Here is a 19065-nt window from a genome sequence, read left to right on the forward strand (position 1 = left end):
TGCCCGCGCTGTCAGTCTGCTTTGAGCAGCGACGAGCTGGGCTCGCCGCGCTCGCTCCACAGCGTGCTGACGATCTCCTTGTAGCGCTGGGTCTCGGCGCTCAGCTCCCCCTCGCCCGCGAGCCAGGCCGTCACCGCCCCCTCGCCGCCATTGTAGGCCGCGGCCGCCAGCTCCACCTCGCCCCAGCGCTCGAGCTGGCGGGCCAGCCACCACGCGCCCAGGTCCAGGTTGAACTCCGGGTCCATCAGGCGCTCGTCGAGGGCCTGCCCGTCGAGCTCGCCCTCGAGGGCCCGGAGCTCGACGATGCGCTCGGCCGTCGCCGGCATCAGCTGCATCAAGCCGCGCGCGCCGGTGGAGCTCACGGCCTGGGGATCGCCGCCGGACTCGACGAGGGTCACGATCGCCAGCAGGGCCGGGTCGACGCCGTGGCGCGCGGCCGCGGCCTCGATCTGCGGGGTCAGCAGGCGGACCCGCTCGGGCAGCCAGGCGACCTCGAGGGCGCGGGCGCCGAGCTCGTCGACCGCGGCCGCGTCCTCGGGCGCCGTCGCGTCGCCCTCGTCGAGCTCGTCGGCGCAGGCCGGGCTGAGCATCGCCAGGGCGACGAGGCCCGCGACCAGCAGCGGCGGGAACCAGTGGCGAGGGGTGTGCGTGGGCGTCGTTGCTTCGTTCATGCGTTGTTCTCCGTCGTGGTCGTGAATGAGTCGTTCGATACGCTCGCGCAGCGACAGGCCGCCGGCTCCGCTCGCCGCGAGGGCGAGGCCCGACCCCGGCGCAGCCGCGCCGACTTGGGCCTGGGCGAATTCTTCGAGGCGCAGCAGGGCCTGGGCGTAGCGCCGGGGCGTCAGCGCGGTCCGGGCCACGGCCAGGTCGTCGCAGGCCAGCTCGCGCTCGCGCTCGACCACCCCCGCCAGCCACCACACGCAGGGGTGATGGAAGAACAGGGCCCGGGTCAGCGCGAAGCCGAGGTTGAGCAGGTAGTCGTGGCGGCGAACGTGGGCCAGCTCGTGGGCCAGGGCGGCCTCGAGCTCGTCGGCGCTCAGGCCCGTCACCACGCTCGCGGGCAGCAACACCACCGGGCGCAGCCAGCCCACGGTCATCGGCACCGTCGCCCGCGCCGAGGCCACGAAACGCACCGCTCGGCGCACGCCCATGGAGCTCGCCACGCGCTGCCCGAGGGCCTCGAGCTCCGGCGCCAGGCTCTGCGCCTGAGTCCGGAGCCGCCGCACGCCCAGCCAGCCCGCGATCAGGCGCGCGCTGTGGATGCCCGCGCCCACGCTCCAGCCGGCCACCAGCGCCGGCAGGGCCGCCTCGACGCCCAGCAGCGCGAGGACCAGGGGCGTCGCCGCGATCGGGCCCGCGCTCGCCGGAGCCGTCGAGAGCGTCGACGCGACCCCCAGCCCCGTCGCCACCGCCAGCAGCGGCAGCGCCAGCAGGCCCACCGCCGCCCACGCAAAGCGCAGCTCGGGCCGACGAGACCAAATCAGCGCCAGGCGGACCACGCCAGCGACCGCCACGATCTCCCAGGTCAGGTGGACCAGCGTCCAGCCCAGCACGTGGATCGCCGCGCTCACGCCGGACCCCCGTCATCTTCGAGGGCGTCGAGCAGCCCGCGAATCTCGGCCAGCTCCTCCGCCGAAGCCCGCCGCGTCGACAAGGCCCGCATCACCAGCTGCGAGGCCGAACCCGAGAAGGCCCGGTCGATGAGCTCCCCGACCATCGAGCCCTGGACCGCCTCGCGGGGCTTCGCCGGCGCGAACACGTGGCTGCGCGCGGACGCGTCCCGGGTCACCGTGCCCTTGTTGGCCATGATCTGCAGGAGCTTGAGGGCGGTCGTATAGCCCGCGCTCTTGCCCCGGGCCTCGAGGGCGCCGTGGACCTCGCGGACCGTCGAGGGGCCGCGCGCCCACAGGACCTCGAGGATCTCCATCTCGGCTGGGGTCGGTGTGTTCGAGCGTCGCTTGGCCACGGCTCGGTGAGCCTACGAACTTTTTCGTATTAATCAACGAAAATCTTCGTAGTTAAACGCCGAACCACGCAAAACGCCGCCAGGGAGACCCTTGACGGCGCGTCGTGGCTGAACTGCCTCGCTCAGAAGGTGAGCACGAAGTTCATGTAGCCCTGGACGTTGAACACGTCGTCCACGGCGTAGCGGCGGCCCACGTTGTCGACCACGTCGCGGCGCACGGGGTTCACGTCGACGGTGTCGGGGTCGACGATCTCCGGGTCGCCCGCGCGGTCCCCATCGCCGCGGCTGGCCGCGGTCAGGTAGTGGCGGGTGTCCGTGCTCAGGTCGGCGCCGAAGTTCAGCCGGGCGTAGGGGCCCATGTGGAAGTTCAGCGAGGCGTTGAGCCCGAAGGTGCCGTAGTCCTGCAGGGTCGTGATGCCCGAGAAGGCCACGCAGCCACCGCTGGCGTCGTTGGCCGCGTCGAGGTAGCCGGAGGGGTCCATGGGGTTGGCCGAGGCGTAGGCCATGGCCACGCCGCGGGCACAGTCGGCGCCCTGGCCGGGGCTGACGTCGCCGACGAGGGCGGGGCTGTCGGCGAGGAGCTCCCACACCTCGGAGTAGCCGCGGCCGTTGTAGTGCAGCACGGCGGAGCCCTGGAGGATGATCGAGACCTTCTTCTTCTGGGCCTTGTTCTCCCAGGGGACGATCTCGGCGCCGAAGTAGGCCCCGGTCTCGGACTGCGGCTCGCTCTTGCCTTGGGCGCCGCCGTAGTTCTCGAAGTTGGTGTCGCCGGCCCGGAAGGCGTAGCGCCAGTGGGCCCCGAAGAAGGGATCGAGGAAGCGGTAGCGGCGGCTCAGGGCCGTCCACACGCCGAGCTCGTGCATGCCCCGGCCCACGCGGTGGTTGCCGGCGGGGTCCGAGGTCTGGATGTCGCGGCTCATCGTCATCGGCTTGCCGATGGCGAAGCGGCCCTCGAGGCCGAGCAACCAGTTGGGAAGGTGCGACTTCCGCTCCTGGTTGAGGATGCCGATCTTCATGCCGACGTGGATCTGGTCGAGGCCGCGGCGGGTGGGCGCGCGGAAGATCCGATCCGGGGAGACGTCGGTGAACTGGCCGTAGGGGTTGCCAGTCTCGAAGGCGTCGAAGCCGTCGCGCGGGATGATGCCGTCGCGGATGCTCGTCGAGTTGTACTTGTTGACGCAGGTCGCGGTGCCCGGCGTGTAGTTGCTGTTCGTACCCTCGGGGAAGATGCAGTCGCTGCCTTCCTCCTGGTCGAACTCGTAGTTTCGGTTGTCCGAAACGACGACGGGCAGGGACACGTAGACCGAGAGGTCATGCCACAGCCCGATCTCGAGCATCGGCGTGACCGTGTGGCGAAACTGCCTGTAGATGAGGTCGCGGGCGAGGCGGTTTTGTCCGCCAGCACCCCACTCCCGCATGATGGCGGCCTTCTTGAAGTCGAAGTCGTAGGAGACGCCGAAGTGGAGGTCGAAGGTGTTGCCGTTGAAGTCCTGGTCAAAGGACGAGGCTACGCGCGTGACCTCGGCGGCATTGGCGACCTGACTCAGGCCCATCACCAGGCCAAAGGCAGCGAAGGCAGGCAAGAAACCGAGAAGCTTCCGCATGGGGATCCGGGAAGGGCGAGAAGACGCCCCCGACAGGGGTCGAGAGCACTCGCACGCTACCAGCGCAGCGAGCCGAACGTCAAGAATCTCGGCTCGCTTCGCGCACCTGGACGCAGTTCTGTCGAACCCGGGGTGCACGCGGGGTCGGCCGTCCTGCCCTCGCCGCGTCTGGGTGAGCACGGGCCGCGACCGGCCCAACAGGCGCCTCAGACGCCCTCGGAGGGCCTGAGGGCCGACATCGAGTCCCGGACAGAGCACCCTGCGAGACCCTGATCGGGAGGCCGCGCAAGCGCGCGTCTGTGTGAGTGTACAGTGCCGGCGAGAGCCGGCTCCGGGAGCAAAGATCCCGGGATCGCGAGGGTTGGCCGAAGAGATCTCCCGGTCCCCGAGCCAGGGCGGCCCGCCGACGGGCTCCGGGCTCACTCCTCCGTCGGAGGCGTGGGCGACACGCCGCCTTGCTTGGCGATCTCCTCGCGCAGCCCGAGCTCCTTCATCTTCGACTGGAGCGAGCGCCGGGAGATCCCGAGCTTGCGAGCGGAGCGGGTCACGTTGGCGTCGGTCTGCGCCAGCGCCTCGCGGATCAGCGCCTCTTCGATGCGCCGTGAGCCGGCCTTGACCGCCTCCTTGAGATCCAGACCCAGGCTGTCGAGGGGCAGACGGATCGCCCGGGGCAGCCCGACCTCGCCCTCGGCGCCCGCGTCGTCGCCGTCCTCGTCCTCGCCGTCGGCGGTGAACGAGTCCGGCAGCTCGTCGACGCTGACCCGGTCGCCGCTGGCGAACAGCACCATGCGCTCGACGAGGTTCTCGAGCTCGCGGATGTTGCCCGGCCACGAGTAGGCCTTGAGGGCCTCGAGGGCCTCGGGGGTGAAGCCGGTCACGGCCTTGCCCAGGCGCTCGTTGGAGCGCTCGAGGAAGTGCTGCAGCAGGGGCTCGACGTCCTCGGGGCGCTCGCGCAGGGGCGGCAGGTGGATCGGCACGACGTTGAGGCGGTAGTAGAGGTCCTCGCGGAAGCGCTTGTCCTTGATCTCGTCCTCGAGGTTGCGGTTGGTCGCGGCGATCAGCCGCACGTCCACGCGCAGGGTCTTGACCCCGCCGACGCGCTCGAACTCCGACTCCTGGATGGCGCGCAGCAGCTTGACCTGGATCTCGAGGGGGATCTCCGAGACCTCGTCGAGGAACAAGGTGCCGCCGTCGGCGAGCTCGAAGCGACCCTGGCGGCTGGACACGGCGCCCGTGAACGCGCCGCGCTCGTGGCCAAAGAGCTCGCTCTCGACCAGGCCCGCGGGGATGGCCGCGCAGTTGACCCGGATGAAGGGCTTGTCCTTGCGCTCCGAGCCCATGTGCAGCGCCCGGGCGACGAGCTCCTTGCCCGTGCCGCTCTCGCCGGTGATCAGCACCGTCGAGGGGCTCGCGGCGACGGTCCCGATCATGCTCTTGACCGTGACCATGGCCGGGCTGCGGCCGACCATGCCGAACTGGCCCCCCGCCTCGGGTTGGGCCGCCTCGCCCGAGCTGGCCTCGGGCGTCGCGGCTGCAGGGACGAGCTCGTAGCTGGGCTCGGCGCTCGGCCCCGCGAGCCGGCGGGTCTTGACCGCCTTGCTGACGAGGTGGTCGATCTGATCGCGCTCGAAGGGCTTCTCGAGGAAGTCGAAGGCGCCCTTCTTGACGGCCTGGACCGCGGTGTCGACGGTGCCGTGGGCGGTCAGGATGATCACCGGCAAGCTGGAGTCCTCGGCGGTCAGCGCCTCGAGCAGCGCCATGCCGTCCATGTTCGGCATGCGCAGGTCGGAGATGACGACGTCGAAGGTACCCCGCGGCGCGCTCTTGACCCGGGCGAGGGCCGAGGCCCCGTCGGGCTCGGTCAGGACCTCATAGCCGAGCTGCATCAGCAGCGCTCCGAGGACTTTGCGAAGGTTGGGTTCGTCGTCGACGACGAGGACTCGTGGCTTGGGCTCCGTCACTGGCTCGTGCTCGTGATTCCGAGGTCGACGGGCAGCAACACCGTGAACGAGGCCCCGCCATCGGGGTTGTTGCTGACCGCGATCACTCCGTTGTGATTTTCGACGATGCGCTGGCTAATGGGCAAGCCCAGCCCCGTACCGCCTGTCTTGGTCGTGTGGAAGGGCACGAAGAGGTTCGACATCGTGGCCGTGGACAGGCCTGGGCCGTCGTCGCGCACGGTCACCGCCACGGCGTCGGCACCGGGCAGACCGCGCACGCGGTGCTCGAGCTCGATCCACACCTGGCCCGGCGGCTGCTGCTCGGCGGTGGCGTCGAGGGCGTTCAGAACGAGGTTGTGGAGCACCTGACGCAGGGCCGTGGCGTCTCCGCGGACCCCAGGGGCGTGGGGCTCGAGGCGCAGGCGGGCGCTCGAGGCCTGGGCCATGGCGTCCCCGGCCCGCAGGGTCTCGCGCTCCTCGACGAACACCCCGAAGTTCACGGCCACCCGGTCGAGGGACTCCGCCGGCACCAGGCGCAGGGTCGCCTGGATGACCTCCGGGAGGTCGACGCGCTCCATGTCCCCGGAGAAGGGCCGCGAGTAATTCAAAAATTGATGGACCACCCGGTTGAGGCGATCCACCTCCTCGACGATGACCCCGAGGAACTCCTTGGTCAGGTCGTCGGCGTTGGCCATGCCCGGCTCGACCACCTGGACCGCGCCCTTGATCGCCCCGAGGGGGTTGCGGATCTCGTGGGCCAGGCCCGCCGCCATCTCGCCCAGGGCCGCGAGCCGCTCCCGCTCCCGGCGCTGCTCGTAGACCGCCGAGTTTTGCAAGGTGATCGCCGCCTGGGCCGCGAGGGCCTCGAAGAGCTGGACCTCCTCCGACGAGAACGGCTCGATGAGGCGCTCGTCGTTCAGGAACAGCGCGCCGATGAGCTCCCCGCGCTTGTCCCCGCCGTCGTGCTCGCTGGGCGTCAAGATCGGCACGGCCAGCGCCGCCCCGAGCTCGACCAGGGTGTCGAGGCACTCTTGCAGCTCGGCCTGCTCCTCCCGGGGGGTCCGCACGCGCTCGCGCTCGAGCACGTCGCGCAGCTGCGGCCCCTGGGTGCGCAGGCGCTCGAGCAGCGGCCGGCGCTTGGCCAGGTCGAGGCGGGTCAGGTCCAGGGGCGCCTCGCCGAGCTCGCGGGTCAGGTTCAGCGAGGTGCCCCGGCTGTCGAGCAGGAACACGCTGGCCTTGGTCACGCGGTGCGAGGCCAGCAGCGCGTCGAGCACGACCTGGACCATGTCGTCGGGGTCGATGACGTTGAACAGGCGAAAGCGCAGCTGGACCAGCAGCGCGCGCAGCTCGGCGCGGTCCCAAAACAGCCAGCCCTCGACCCGGGACTCGAGCTCCTGGCGGACCGGGTCGAGGAGCACGATGACCACGAAGGCCGTGACCGCGCTGTTGAAGATGAACAGCAAGGCCCCGCCCTGGTCGTCGCGCGGGACCCACAGCAACAGCAGGGCCATGAGCCCGGTGACCGCGCCGATCAGCAGGCTCAGGGTCAAGATCCGCGCCGCGAGCTCGGGCAGCTCGAGCAGGCGCTCGCGCTGGAGGGTCTGGGCCACGAAGTAGAGGTAGACCGCCGTGACCACCGGGCCGACGGCGGTGATCGCCGGGGAGCCGAAGGTCACCGCGATGATGCTGGCGAAGAACAGGTAGCGCAGGCGCGGGCCGGCGGCCGTGCCCTCGGCGGCGTTGGCCGCCCGCCACACCCGGGCCGAGACCAGCACCAGGCCGAAGATCACGTAGATCGTCAGGCCGAGGCTGACCAGGTCCCAGGGGCCCCAGGCCGAGAAGTCCCAGAAGGTCTCGCGGGTGACCAGCTCGAGGCCCTCGCCCGGGGAGCGGCTGAGCAGCACGAACAGCGCCGTCGCGTGGGCGCCGAGCAAGAACACCAGCATCGCCGTCTGCAGCCGGCTGCGCACCCGCGGGCGCTCGTCGCCGGGGATGATCGTCGAGAAGCAGCGGTCGGCCGTCCACGGCAGGACCAGGGAGATCGACTGCGCGCCCCAGCCGAACAGCGCGATGCCCGAGAAGCCGTGGAAGAAGCTCGCCAGGTGGAACAGGCCGAGGTTGAAGCAGAACACCGCGAACAGCACGAAGTCGTCGCGGGAGCGGTCGCGCAGGGCCACGGACGAGCCGATCGCAAAGGCGAGGACGGCCGCGAGCAGCGAGGGCAGGCTTCCCGAGAGGGCGTTCACGATGGGGGCTCGATGGGCGGGCGAGGGGGGTGCCGGAGCACAGCGATCGGCGGGACCAGACACGCGAGCGCGGTCGAAGATCGCAGGCTGAATTGGCGGCGCGTCATGGCGGAGGCCCTGGAGCATAGCGCGGGCCGAGACTGCTATCATCGCCCGCCATGTCCGCCGATCTGATCCTCGCCATCGACCAAGGCACCACGGGCACCACCGCGCTCATCCTCGACCGCTCCCTGGCGGTCCTGGCCCGCGGCTACCGGGAGTTCACCCAGCACTTCCCCAAGCCCGGCTGGGTCGAGCACGAGCCCGAGGACATCTGGGTGTCCGTGGGCGACGCGATCGTCGAGGCCCTCGGGCGCGCGAACGTCGAGGCCTCGCGCATCGCCGCCGTCGGCATCACCAACCAGCGCGAGACCTCGGTGATCTGGGAGCGCGGCTCGGGCAAGGCCATCCACCGCGCCCTGGTCTGGCAAGATCGGCGCACCGCGGACGTCTGCGCCCAGCTGCGCGAGGCCGGCCACGGGGCGATGATCAAGGCGCGCACGGGCCTGGTCCTCGACCCCTACTTCTCGGCGACCAAGCTGGCCTGGACCCTCGACAACGTCGACGGCGCCCGGGCCCGGGCCGAGGCCGGCGCGCTCGCGGCGGGCACCATCGACACCTACCTGGTGTGGCGCATGACCGGCGGGGCCGTGCACGCGACCGAGCCCAGCAACGCCTCGCGGACGATGCTGTGGCCGCTGACCGGCAAGGCCGGGGTTGGCGAGGGCGAGGGCAGCCGCGAGTGGGACGCCGAGCTGTGCGAGCTGCTCCGGGTGCCCGCGGCGGTGCTCCCCGAGGTCCGGGCCTGCACCGCCCACTTCGGCACCACCAAGGACGTCCCCGGCCTGCCCGACGGCATCCCCATCCACGGCATCGCCGGCGTCCAGCAGTCCGCGCTGTTCGGCCAGGCCTGCTTTGGCCGCGGCCAGGCCAAGTGCACCTACGGCACCGGGGCCTTCGTGATGCTCAACACCGGCTCGGCGATCGTCGGCTCGGAGCACGGGCTGCTGACCACCGTGGGCTGGCAGATCGGCGACGAGCTGACCTACTGCCTCGAGGGCAGCGCGTTCATGGCCGGGGCCGTGGTCCAGTGGCTCCGCGACGGCCTGCAGTTCTTCGCCAAGGCCAGCGAGATCGAGGACATGGCCCACGGCGTCCCGGACTCCGGCGGGGTCGTGCTCGTCCCGGCCCACGCGGGCCTGGGCGCGCCCCACTGGCGCCCCGACGCGCGCGGGCTGATCCGCGGCCTGACCCGGGGCACGACCCGAGCCCACATCGCCCGGGCCGCCCTCGAAGGCATCGCCCTCGAGGTCACCGACCTGCTCGAGGCCATGGCCGCCGATCTGGGCGCGCCCCTCGACAGCCTGCGCGTCGACGGGGGCGCCGCGGCCAACGACCTGCTCATGCAGATGCAGTGCGACCTGCTCGGCGTGCCCCTGGCCCGCCCGACCATCCTCGAGTCCACGGCCCTCGGCGCGACCTTCCTCGCCGGCCTCGGCGCGGGGCTGTGGTCGAGCACCGACGACGTCGCCTCGGCGTGGAAGCAGGACCGGCAGTTCGTGCCCGCCGGCGACGCGGACAAGCTCGCGGCCCTGCGCGAGGCCTGGAAGGCCGCCGTCGCCGTCGCTTAGGGCTCGCGCACGCTCGGCTCACCCATCGGCCGAGCTCCCGCAGCGCAGCACCTCGCCCGTGCCCGCGTCGACGACCGCGAGGACCTGCGGCGCACGACCGGGCTCCGCGAGCCCAAAGCTCCACTCGAAGCGCTGGGTTTGGTTCGAGAGCACCCCCTCGATGGGCACGAGCGCCAGCCCCTGCGCCGCCGGGCACTCGGCCCGAGCGATGGCCTCGGCCTCGGCCCGAGACAGCCGCGCCACGCACCGGCTCCCTCGGCGCGTGCACCCCTCGAGCGGGGTCGACCACGCGAGCAGGCCACCGGTGAGGCGATGGAGGTGCTGCGCCGCGAGGGGCTCGGCGTGGGCCTCATCGCCCACGGCGTACACGGCCACGCGGCAGTGCCACGGGTAGTCCATGCACTCGGTCCGGGCAGGGTCGTCCAGGCGCGCGCACTCTACGGTCAGCTCGGCCTCGAGGCCCTCCTCGAGCTGTTGAATGCGCAGGCCAAACTTCATCGAGATCTCGGCGGTGCGCAGGTGGCTCGCCTCGCGGAGCTCGACCAGGTCTTCGTCCTGCTTTTGAACCACCGAGCCGGCGACGCAGCCCGAGAGCAGCGAAGCCAAGGCGAGGCACCCGAGCACGCGTCGGGCCACCTCGATGCTCGCGGACCAGCCACGCCCTCCCCGCCCCACGCCCACGCTCAGCCCTCCTCCCCCGGCGCCTTGCACTCGAGCACCTCCCCCGTGCCCGCGTCGATCGCCACGACGAAGGGCGGATCGAAGCCCCGGCTCGAGGGCCCAAAGCGCCACTCGAAGCGCGTGGTCTCGTGGTCGACAAAGGCCGGGATGAACTCGAGGGTCTCGGACTCCCGGGCGGCCGGGCACTGCTCCAGCGCGATCGCCCGGGCCTCGGCCCGTCGGAGCCGGACGGCGCAGTGACTCCAGACGTCGTCGCAGCCCTCCAGGGGCTTGACCCGCGCCAGGCCCAGGCCGGTGCTGCGGTGAAAGTGCTGGGTCGCGATGGGCTCGCTGCGCGCCTCGTCGCCCTCGGCGAAGATCTCGACGCTGCAATACCAGCTCGGAGCTCGGCACTCGACCCGCTGGGTGATCTCGTAGACGCACTCGACCTTGGTCTGGGCCACGAGGCGCTCCCTCGCCCGCAACACCTCGAGGTCGAAGGTCAACGACAGCCGGGCGTCGTGGGTGAAGCGCGAGTCCTGGAACTCCGCCCGGCGACGGCCCCGCTTGGTGACGATGGGGCACACGACGCAACCTCCGAGCAGCAGCGCGGCGCAAGCGAGACTCACGAGCCGAGGCGGACAGCGCATCGGCAACTGCGACGTCCGCCTCGCCCCAAAGTTTCGACGCCGCGCGTGTAAATGCTTACGGGCGCCTCAGCCCGCGTCCGGGTCGCCCGTGGGGTCCAACAGGGGCAGGCCCTCCGCCGGCGCCTCCAGCCGGCGGTAGCCTGACCAAAAGCGGTACTCCTCGCAGTCGTGGCGGCTGTAGTAGTCGACCAGGTCCTCCCACGCGAACTCGCCGCGCTCGATGGACTTGGCCAGCTCGGCCGCAGGCAGCGAGGTGCACGGCTGGACGTCCTCGCCGGGGTCGTGGGCCTTGACCGAGGTCGGGTCGAGGGCGAGGGCCTGGGCCGGGATCTTGTCGACCCAGATCGCGCCGATGCCGGTGATCTCGAGCATGCGCAGGTCGAGGACCTCGACGGCCTGCTTGCCCGAGCAGATCGAGATGTCGATGCGCTCGCCCGGGTCGAGGACCACCGCGTCGTAGCGGTTGACGTTGCGCAGCTGGCACTCGCCGGCCTCGGCCTTGCGCATGAGCAGGCGGTAGGCCACGGGCACCTTGGCGGTGTTGAGCACCCGCGCGTAGGTGTGCATGTTCTTGGTCCGCATGCCCCCCCGCTCGATGGTCCGCTGCTCGGCCCGGACCGCGATCGACAGCGGCCCCTCGCGCCGCGCCTGCCCCGGCTCGATGCGCTTGGGGTCGCTCATGTTGATCGGGTGGTGGAAGGGGTTGGGCGCGCGCAGCCGGTCCATGTTCGGCGGCTCGATGCCGAAGGCCTCGACGGCCGCGTCGACGCGGGTCTTGTAGTAGGCCGGGCTCTCTTTGTACTGAGCCTTGCTGGCCATCGCCTGCTTTTGCGCCGTCTTGGCGTCGACCTCCGTGGCCAGCAGCGTCTCGACCTCCATCGCCGTGTCCCGGGTCAGGCGCGAACCCGTCCAGGCCCCGATGGCGACGACGAAGGCCAGGGAGCCCCCAGCGATCGAGCGAAGGATGGTCAGCTCCATCGCTTCGAGCCTACCACCCATCCACCTCAGCGGGCCCAGTCGGGGTCGCCTGGGCGCTCGTCCCAGTGCCCGGCGCGAGCGAAGAGCGTGGCGTTGAGCTCGGCCAGGGGCAGGCCCGCACGGGCGGCGAGGCACAGGTAGGCCGCCCGCGCGCGCAGCCGCGGACCCAAGAGCCCGGCCACCGCGTCGTTGTCGAGCTCGGGCAACCATCGCGCGCGAGCGCTCGGATCGGGGCAAGCGTCGAGCCACGCCACGAAGCCGACCAAGCCGCCCGGCCAGTCCTTTGGGCTCCCCTGCCGAAAGCGCAGCTGGTCCCCGAGCGACGCGTGCAGCTCCGACCAGCACAGCACCGCCGCGACCTCGCGCGCAGCCACGCCCGGGCGCTCGAGCCACCACCGCCGGGTTCGCGCTCCCCCGTCGCCGACCGCCGCCGAGCCCTCGGCGACCTCGCGCGCGCGCCGATCGACCCGCTCGGGGCCGATGAGCTCCGCCTCGCGCAGGGCCCCAGGCCAGCGCCGCGCGATCGCGGCCAGCCCCGCCTTGCGCTCGGGCCCCTCGTCCATGGTCGCCAGCTCGGCCAGCGCCGCGTACTTGCGCCCGGCCTCCTCGACCCGCGCCTGCGGCCAGGGTGCTCCCCAAAAGCCCTCCGGGTCGACGCCCGGGGCACGCGGCGCGATGGCCAGAGACATGGCGCGTACTCTCGCGGACAGCCGGAACCAGATCAACTTTCACAGTTTCCTCCGATCCCCGCCGAGCGTTTTGGAAGGAATTGCCGGCGTGCCTGGGATTTTCTAGAATAAAGTGATGTCTCGGGTCCGCCGGGGCATTGACGATTCAGGGCGCACGCGCGCGCAGCCGTAAAAGTCATGACGAGCGGTGTCACACCGATCATCCCCACAGACTCGCCCGACGAGTCTGCGCGCGCGCCCATGCTGGACACTGCTGATCTGCTGACGAGCGACTCTGGCCTGCTCCCTCTGGAGCTCCCCGGCCGAGAGGTCGGCCGCGCGCGCGTGGGCGCGCGTAGCCAGACCCACCAGGGAACGAACGATCAGGCCCAGCTCGTCGCCCGCGCCCAGGCCGGAGACGAGCGCGCGCTCCGGGTCATCTACGAGCGCCACGAGCGACAGGTCCGTGGCCACCTCTTTCGCCTCCTCGGCCCCGACAGCGAGCTCGACGACCTCGTGCAGATCGTCTTCTCCCGGGCCTTCGCGGCCATCGATCGCTTCGAGGGCAAGGCCGCGATCTCGACCTGGCTGTACCGCATCACGGCCAACACCACCCACAACCTGCTGCGCCAGCGCTTTCGTCGCGAGCGCATGCGCCAGGCCGTCCGCGCGTTCAACATCGGCCGCGAGGCGGACCGCGTGCAGCCGAGCAAGGTCGAGGCCCGCGACGAGGCCCAGCGACTGCTCGAGCAGCTGTCTCCCGACCTGCGCCAGACCTTCGTGCTCTACCACTACGAAGGCCTGACCCTGCAGGAGATCTCGACCATCCTCGGCCGCCCGGTGTCGACCATCGGCGACCGCTTGACCCGCGCCCGCAAGAAATTGCGGAAGATCGTCTGCGAGGCTCCCCATGGGTTGGGATGACATCGAGGCCGTCGAAGCCGGGCTCGAGCGGCCGGTCCACTACGGCTGCCACGAGTTCCGCGACGACAGCGAGCGGGTGATCGCGGGTCGGGCCCACCCCGAGCTCGAGCGCCTCTACGCCGGCCACCTCGCGTTTTGTAGCGACTGCCAGGGCTACCACCACCGCCTCGAGGCGGTCTATCGCCGACCCCAGCGCGTGCCCAAGGTCGAGGGCTTCGCCCGGGAGAAAGAATTCCGCGGCATCCTCGAGCGCACCCGCGCCGCCAAGGGCGAGCAGAGCCGCGGCGTGCAGCGCTTCGTCGACTCGGCCAGCGTCGGGATGCTGGGCGTCGCCGCGACGGTGCTGGTCGCCGCCCTGGCCATCCCGAGCGTCGGCGATCACCTGTTCGGCGATCCCATCGCGCACCAGGTCGAGCTCAGCAACGAGCTCGCCTCGCGCTTCGACGACGCCGTCCAGATCCCCGCGCGGCGCAGCGGCATCGGCCACCAGGCCCAGAGCTTCGGGCGCATCGTCGGCGGCGACGCCCAGTTCTTCGACGACGAGGGCAACGCCGTCACCGGCGACAGCCTGACCGTGGGCACGCAGATCAACACCGGCGAGTCCTCGCTGCAGGTCGCCCTGCTCGGCCGCTTGCTCGCCAACTTCCAGCCCCAGACGACCGCGCGCTGGCACGCCGCCTCGCCCAGCCTCGTCGAGGTCGGCCTCGTCTCGGGCACCCTGGCGATCCGCTACGACCGCCAGCCCGACGATCCGATCTTGCAAGTCCGCACCCCCACCGCGCTCGTGCGCGTGGTCGGCACGGTGTTCACGGTCCACGTCGACGACTTCGGCAACACCTCCGTGGCCGTGCTGCGCGGCAAGGTCGAGGTCCTCGACCCCATCGACGGCCGCTCCCTCGGCGAGGTCGAGGCCGGCTTCGACTTCGACGTGGAGCACTCGACCTACCGCGACGTCGGCCGCCGAGAGGTCGCCGCCGCCCTGCCCCTGTCCGAGCGCAGCCAGCTCGTGGTCGCGATCGCCGAGGACGGCGACCTGATCATCGACGAGGCCAGCATGGACCCGGGCCAGATCCCCCAGAGCTGGACCGTCCCCGGCCTCAGCGACGACCCCGGCCAGCGCACCCTCGACCGGGTGTTCAGCGACGACGTCGACGCGGACGCCCTGGTCGTCGCCAACGCGACCCGCCGGCGCCCGGACAAGGCCCGCAACGCCCGCAACGCCGAGCCCCGAGAGCGCCGCGGCCCCGACCAGTGGGTCCTCGACGAGCTCGCCGAGGCCGAGGCCGAGCGCAGCTTGTCGATCGACCTCGAGCTCGAGCGCTGCCGCGATCTCTACGCCGACGGCGAGACCCGCTTCCGCGCCGCCCGCTGCCTCAGCGACTTCATGAAGGACTACGGCCGGGAGCCCGAGGCCGTCGAGGGCCTGCTCTTGCTCGGGACCCTGCGCATGGACTTCGCCCACGACTACCAGTCGGCCACGCGCAACATCGAAGAGTTCCTCCGCCGCGCGCCCAGCCACCCCAAGGCCGAGCTCGCCCGCTACCAGCTGGTGCTCGCGGCGATCGACGCAGGCTACATCGACCGCGCGATCAGCCGCTCGCGGCACTACCTGAGCCTGTATCCGGACGGCCAATACGTCGGCCGCATCCTCCAGCGCTTCCCCGAGCTCAAGTCAGCCTTGTGAGCACGAAAAAGGGCGCCCACGCGGGCGCCCTGTGCTTCAGCAAGAGCTGGCTGGTCTACTCGCCGAACAGCGGGCCGTCCTCGACGAACTGGAAGTTCCAGATGATCCGCTCCCAGTCGCTGTTGATGCCGCTGCGGTCGTTGCCGTAGGGGTAGTCGACGTGGACGATGAACAGCACGTCCTCGCGGGGGAACATGAAGCGGTGGATCTCGCGCTCGGGGTAGCCGGTGTCCGAGTTGAGGGTGTGGGCGAGGATCTCGATGCCGCGGCGGCCGGGCTTGGCGAGGTACTCGTCGAAGTACTCGACGGTCTCGACCTCGAAGCCGGCCTGCTTGTACTCGGTCTCGTACATGGTCTTGGCGCGCTCGTTGATGAGCATGCCTTCCTTCTCGGTCACGTAGATGGTGAGCTCCGCGCCAGCGTTGTCGCTCTCCTCCTCCTCGTCCGAGTCCCAGTCCTCCTCCTCGTCATCGCTGCCGAAGGGGCTGGTGCAGGTGATGACCGGGATCCAGCTCTTGTCCGCGCCGTCGGGGGTGTGCGAGGGCTCCTCGCAGTTCTTGTACACGTAGAGCACGTCGGGCGTGTAGAAGTCGACGCCCAGGCCCGGGATCTTGATGGTCTTGCCCTCGTTCTCGGTGGTGCCGGTGGTCGGCTTTTGCACCCAGCGAAGGCGCTCGGACTTGCCCTTCTTCGAACCTCCGCCGCCTCCGCCCTTGTCACAGGCGGTCGCGGTCAGGGCCGTGGCGGCGAACAGAGCAGGGACGAGGACGCGGGTCAGCTTGAGATCGAACATGGCTCGCAAGGCGCGCGAACCTTAGCAAAGCCGGGCCAGATCGGGAAACCCCTGGATCGGTCCGCCGCCTGAGCGGCGCTCAGCGTCGCAGCAGGCTGGGCGCGTAACCCTCGGGGGCGGCGAAGCCGAGGAGCTCGAGGCAGGTCGAGGCGACGTTGGCGAGGCCGGCCTCCGCGCTGCCGGGGCCGGTCAGCACGGGACCTCCGGTGCTCTCCCGGGGGTCGAAGATGGCCAGTGGCACGGGGTTGAGGGTGTGCGAGGTGCGGACCCGCCGGGCATCGCCGGCGCCGTCGAACATCTGATCGGCGTTGCCGTGGTCCGCCGTCACGACCAGCACCCCGCCGACCCGGCGCGTCGCCGCGACCAGCCGGCCCAGGCACAGATCGACGGCCTCGACGGCCATGATCGTCGGTCCGAGGGCCCCGGTGTGGCCGATCATGTCGCCGTTGGCGTAGTTGATGCGCACGAAGTCGAGGGGCGCGCCGGCCCGGGCGGCCGCGTCGACCTCGGTGATCAGCCGGTCGGTGACCTCGGCGGCGCGCATCCACGGGCGCTCGTCGAGGCCCACGAGCTGCGAGGGGATCTCGACGTAGCGCTCGAGCTCCGGGGCGAAGGGCTCGCTGCGGTTGCCGTTCCAAAAGTAGGTCACGTGGCCGTACTTGTGGGTCTCGGCGATGGCCAGCTGGCGCTTGCCCGCGGCCGCGAGCAGCTCGCCCATGCTCGAGGCGATGGCCGGCGGGTCGACCAAAAAGCGCGTCGGCAGGGCCAGGTCGCCGTCGTACTGCATCATCCCGGCGTAGCGGACCTTGGGCACGGGGCCGCGCTCGAAGCCCGCGAAGCCCTCGCCCTCCTCGAAGGCGCGGGTGATCTCGAGGGCCCGGTCGCCGCGGAAGTTGAAGAAGACCACCGAGGCCCCGTCGCGGATCGGCCCGACCGGATCGCCCACGCCGCCCTCGTCGGCGACCACGAAGGCCGGCAGGTACTGGTCGTCGACGTTTTCGTCCTCGGCGTAGAGGGTCTCCACGGCCTGGCGGGCGCTCGCAAACTTGCGCGCCTCGCCGCGCACGTGGGTCTTCCAGCCCCGCTCGACCATGGCCCACTCGGCCTCGTAGCGGTCCATGGTGATGAGCATGCGCCCGCCGCCGCTGGCGATGCGGTAGTCCACGCCAGCTTCGGCGTTGAGCTCGGCCAAGGTCGCCTCGAGGCGATCGATGTACTCGAGGGTCGAGCGCCCGGGCACGTCGCGGCCGTCGGTCAGCACGTGGACCCGGGCCTGCTTCACGCCCTCGCTCGCGGCCTGGCGGAGCATGGCCAGGAGGTGGTCGATGTGCGAGTGGATGTTGCCGTCGGACAGCAGGCCCATGAAGTGCAGCGCCTCCCCCGACTCGCGCACGCCGTCGAGGAGCCAGCGCCACACCTCGCCCGCATAGAGCGAGCCCGAGTTCACGGCGCGCTCGACCAGGGCCGCGCCCTGATCGAACACCCGGCCCGCGCCCAGGGCGTTGTGGCCGACCTCGCTGTTGCCCATGTCCTTGTCCGAGGGCATGCCGACCGCCGTGCCGTGGGCGCGCAGGCTCGTCCCCGAGGGCAAGCCGCGGAGCCAGTCCAGGGTCGGCGTGCGCGCGAGGGCGACCGCGTCGCCGTCGACGGCGTCGGGCTTGCCGATGCCCACGCCGTCCATGACGACGCAGACCACCGGGCCGTCCGGAGCCTTGCGCTCGGCGTGGGGACGCAGCGGGGCGATGGAGGTCGCGGGCGAGTCGCTCATCGCCACGCAGGGTACACGAAGGCGCCGACACAGCGTCGGCGCCTTTCGTCCTGCGACCTGGTCAATTCGAAGCGTGACGCGAACGCTCGTTACTCGTGGCCCCCGAGTTTCAGCGCGAGCTCAGCTCGCCGGATCCGAGCTCGTCGCGATGGATGAAAAAAACATCTTCGAGGCGACGAGCCCTGCCCCAGCCCGCTCACTCGGTGATCGCGGCCTCGACCACCCCGTCGGCGGGCTCCCTCAGCTCGAGATGACGACCTCGACGGTCCCAAAGCCTGGCGTGAGCTCGAAGTCGGCCGTGCCCGAGAGGTCCGTGGGCCCAAAACCCGGGCTCGCCGTGGGCACGCCGCAGGTCTCGTCGTTGGGGTCCGCGCAGTCGCACTGCGTCCCGCCGAAGCACTCGCCGCTGGCGTCGACGCGGATGCTGACCTGGCTGCCCAGGGGGATCTCGCGGCCCACGTAGCAGCCCGAGTTCTCGGTACAAAAGCCGTCGGGCGACTGGCACGGCGCTTCGATGGGCACCCGCGTGAAGCCGTAGTTGGCCCAGGGCATCTCGAAGCTCTCGCCCGCGCCGATGCGCACCGTCCCGCGGACCATGTCGTCGCCCTCGCACCCCGACACGCACCAGTAATCGTCGTCTTCAGCGTCGTACTTGAGGCTGCACAGCTGGTAATCTCCGGCCTCGTCGACATAGTCGATGCCGTCGACGGTCAAGCGCAGTCGGGTCACGCCCGGGCAGATCGCTCCGGGGAGCCAAATCGGGCCCGCGGTGGCGTTGGTGATCCGGACGGTGGTCTGCTCGAGCGCCGGCGGATCATCGGGCATTTCGCACACGAGGGCGTCGCCGTCGCTCCCCCCGCTTTCGCCGAGGTTCTCGTCGCCGAGGTCACAAGCCGTCGCGCAGGCGAGCGCTGCCAGGCAAAGGGCGCACGCGGAGGTTGGGAAGGTTGATAGCGAGGGGACTAGAAAAGACGAGTAGGCGTTCATGGTGTTCATGGCGAGCCATCACCGGGTCCGCCGAGACCCGTGGTTGAAGGGTCGAGAATTGTTGCGCAGGCAGCCCGGACCCGCTCGAGCACGTGCGGATCGGGGCGGGCCGCGAGCAAGCGCTCGACGGCCGCCTCGGCGTCCTCGGCCCGACCGAGCTTCCACGACGCGCGGGCGCGCAGGGCCTCGCGCTCGGCGAGCAGCTCGCCCTTGGGGAAGCGCTCGGCGTGGGCGTCGAGGTGCTCGAGGGCCCGCTCGGGGGTCGCGTCGCGGGCCGCGTGGATCAGCGCCAGCTCGGCGGCGAGGGTCGAGGCGGGGGAAGGCTCGGGCGAAGCCGAGGCCGCCGGACGCGACGCAGGCTTCGAGGGCGCGGCTGAGGTCGGCGCAGGCGCGGCTGCGGCCGGCGCGGGCGAGACCGCCTCGGGGGCTGGCGTCGGCGCTGCGGCGGGCGCGGGACGGTCCGCCCCTTCGAGCCGTGCCGGGGCCGCGGCATGGACCGCCCCCGGGCGCGCGTCGGGCTTGGGCGG

The 19065-nt window shown here is 71.2% G+C and carries 15 protein-coding genes and 1 pseudogene; 3 read left to right on the plus strand and 13 right to left on the minus strand.

The features are described 5' to 3' along the window. Positions 1–11: 11 nt before the first annotated feature. The 5 genes from PPSIR1_RS42935 to PPSIR1_RS16520 form a co-directional block, all read right to left on the minus strand. Positions 12–1571, minus strand: coding sequence for a M56 family metallopeptidase (locus tag PPSIR1_RS42935; RefSeq protein ID WP_006972233.1), 1560 nt, complete (start codon positions 1569–1571; stop codon positions 12–14). After that, positions 1568–1927: a BlaI/MecI/CopY family transcriptional regulator gene (locus PPSIR1_RS16505; RefSeq protein WP_006972234.1), complete on the minus strand. Its 360-nt coding sequence runs from the start codon at positions 1925–1927 to the stop codon at positions 1568–1570. Before PPSIR1_RS16505 ends, PPSIR1_RS42935 begins: the two co-directional genes overlap by 4 nt. Before the next feature lie 161 nt (positions 1928–2088). Next, entirely contained in the window at positions 2089–3549 is a 1461-nt protein-coding gene (locus tag PPSIR1_RS16510) for a hypothetical protein (protein ID WP_157595628.1), read from the minus strand. A gap of 440 nt (positions 3550–3989) precedes the next feature. Further along, positions 3990–5531: a sigma-54-dependent transcriptional regulator gene (locus tag PPSIR1_RS16515; RefSeq protein WP_006972236.1), complete on the minus strand. Its 1542-nt coding sequence runs from the start codon at positions 5529–5531 to the stop codon at positions 3990–3992. Then, positions 5528–7756: a sensor histidine kinase gene (locus PPSIR1_RS16520; protein WP_006972237.1), complete on the minus strand. Its 2229-nt coding sequence runs from the start codon at positions 7754–7756 to the stop codon at positions 5528–5530. Before PPSIR1_RS16520 ends, PPSIR1_RS16515 begins: the two co-directional genes overlap by 4 nt. Before the next feature lie 158 nt (positions 7757–7914). Between PPSIR1_RS16520 and glpK the strand changes: the two genes are divergently transcribed. Then, entirely contained in the window at positions 7915–9426 is a 1512-nt protein-coding gene (gene glpK, locus PPSIR1_RS16525; protein WP_006972238.1) for a glycerol kinase GlpK, read from the plus strand. Positions 9427–9444: 18 nt separating this feature from the next. Here the strand turns inward: glpK and PPSIR1_RS16530 are convergent, their stop codons facing one another. The 4 genes from PPSIR1_RS16530 to PPSIR1_RS16545 all read right to left on the minus strand — a co-directional run bounded on the left by PPSIR1_RS16530 (position 9445) and on the right by PPSIR1_RS16545 (position 12403). Further along, the gene (locus PPSIR1_RS16530) at positions 9445–10062 is read right to left on the minus strand and encodes a hypothetical protein (RefSeq protein ID WP_157595629.1); all 618 of its coding nucleotides are present in this window, start codon (positions 10060–10062) and stop codon (positions 9445–9447) included. A gap of 47 nt (positions 10063–10109) precedes the next feature. Next, on the minus strand, positions 10110–10715 hold the full coding sequence (locus PPSIR1_RS16535; RefSeq protein WP_157595630.1) for a hypothetical protein: 606 nt from the start codon (positions 10713–10715) through the stop codon (positions 10110–10112). 87 nt (positions 10716–10802) lie between these two features. Continuing rightward, positions 10803–11714 carry a hypothetical protein gene (locus PPSIR1_RS16540; protein WP_006972241.1) on the minus strand — a complete coding sequence of 304 codons (912 nt, stop codon included), beginning with the start codon at positions 11712–11714 and terminating at the stop codon, positions 10803–10805. Between the two features lie 26 nt (positions 11715–11740). After that, on the minus strand, positions 11741–12403 hold the full coding sequence (locus tag PPSIR1_RS16545; RefSeq protein ID WP_006972242.1) for a hypothetical protein: 663 nt from the start codon (positions 12401–12403) through the stop codon (positions 11741–11743). Positions 12404–12643: 240 nt separating this feature from the next. On the opposite strand from PPSIR1_RS16545, the gene PPSIR1_RS42940 reads away from it, so the two are divergent. After that, positions 12644–13306 carry an RNA polymerase sigma factor gene (locus PPSIR1_RS42940; RefSeq protein WP_006972243.1) on the plus strand — a complete coding sequence of 221 codons (663 nt, stop codon included), beginning with the start codon at positions 12644–12646 and terminating at the stop codon, positions 13304–13306. Next, on the plus strand, positions 13293–14990 hold the full coding sequence (locus PPSIR1_RS16555) for a FecR domain-containing protein (RefSeq protein ID WP_006972244.1): 1698 nt from the start codon (positions 13293–13295) through the stop codon (positions 14988–14990). Before PPSIR1_RS42940 ends, PPSIR1_RS16555 begins: the two co-directional genes overlap by 14 nt. Positions 14991–15045: 55 nt before the next feature. Here the strand turns inward: PPSIR1_RS16555 and PPSIR1_RS16560 are convergent, their stop codons facing one another. The 4 genes and pseudogenes from PPSIR1_RS16560 to PPSIR1_RS47925 all read right to left on the minus strand — a co-directional run. Then, entirely contained in the window at positions 15046–15783 is a 738-nt protein-coding gene (locus PPSIR1_RS16560; RefSeq protein WP_006972245.1) for a hypothetical protein, read from the minus strand. 79 nt (positions 15784–15862) lie between these two features. After that, positions 15863–17551 carry a 2,3-bisphosphoglycerate-independent phosphoglycerate mutase gene (gene gpmI, locus PPSIR1_RS16565; protein WP_086001395.1) on the minus strand — a complete coding sequence of 563 codons (1689 nt, stop codon included), beginning with the start codon at positions 17549–17551 and terminating at the stop codon, positions 15863–15865. A gap of 240 nt (positions 17552–17791) precedes the next feature. Continuing rightward, complete coding sequence (locus tag PPSIR1_RS16570; RefSeq protein WP_006972247.1) at positions 17792–18547, minus strand: hypothetical protein; 756 nt, start codon at positions 18545–18547, stop codon at positions 17792–17794. Beyond that, positions 18544–19065 (minus strand): annotated as a pseudogene (locus PPSIR1_RS47925) (hypothetical protein); the annotation flags it as partial. The pseudogene PPSIR1_RS47925 and the gene PPSIR1_RS16570, both read right to left, overlap by 4 nt.

The organism is Plesiocystis pacifica SIR-1 (assembly GCF_000170895.1).
Lineage (GTDB): Bacteria > Myxococcota_A > Polyangia > Nannocystales > Nannocystaceae > Plesiocystis > Plesiocystis pacifica.

Excerpts from the sequence above, each read along its gene's own strand:
- glpK (WP_006972238.1), top strand. The coding sequence starts at position 7,915 with ATGTCCGCCGATCTGATCCTCGCCATCGACCAAGGCACCACGGGCACC.
- gpmI (WP_086001395.1), bottom strand. The coding sequence starts at position 17,551 with ATGAGCGACTCGCCCGCGACCTCCATCGCCCCGCTGCGTCCCCACGCC.
- PPSIR1_RS16540 (WP_006972241.1), bottom strand. The coding sequence starts at position 11,714 with ATGGAGCTGACCATCCTTCGCTCGATCGCTGGGGGCTCCCTGGCCTTC.
- PPSIR1_RS16570 (WP_006972247.1), bottom strand. The coding sequence starts at position 18,547 with ATGAACACCATGAACGCCTACTCGTCTTTTCTAGTCCCCTCGCTATCA.
- PPSIR1_RS16555 (WP_006972244.1), top strand. The coding sequence starts at position 13,293 with ATGGGTTGGGATGACATCGAGGCCGTCGAAGCCGGGCTCGAGCGGCCG.
- PPSIR1_RS16545 (WP_006972242.1), bottom strand. The coding sequence starts at position 12,403 with ATGTCTCTGGCCATCGCGCCGCGTGCCCCGGGCGTCGACCCGGAGGGC.
- PPSIR1_RS42940 (WP_006972243.1), top strand. The coding sequence starts at position 12,644 with ATGCTGGACACTGCTGATCTGCTGACGAGCGACTCTGGCCTGCTCCCT.
- PPSIR1_RS16560 (WP_006972245.1), bottom strand. The coding sequence starts at position 15,783 with ATGTTCGATCTCAAGCTGACCCGCGTCCTCGTCCCTGCTCTGTTCGCC.
- PPSIR1_RS16505 (WP_006972234.1), bottom strand. The coding sequence starts at position 1,927 with ATGGAGATCCTCGAGGTCCTGTGGGCGCGCGGCCCCTCGACGGTCCGC.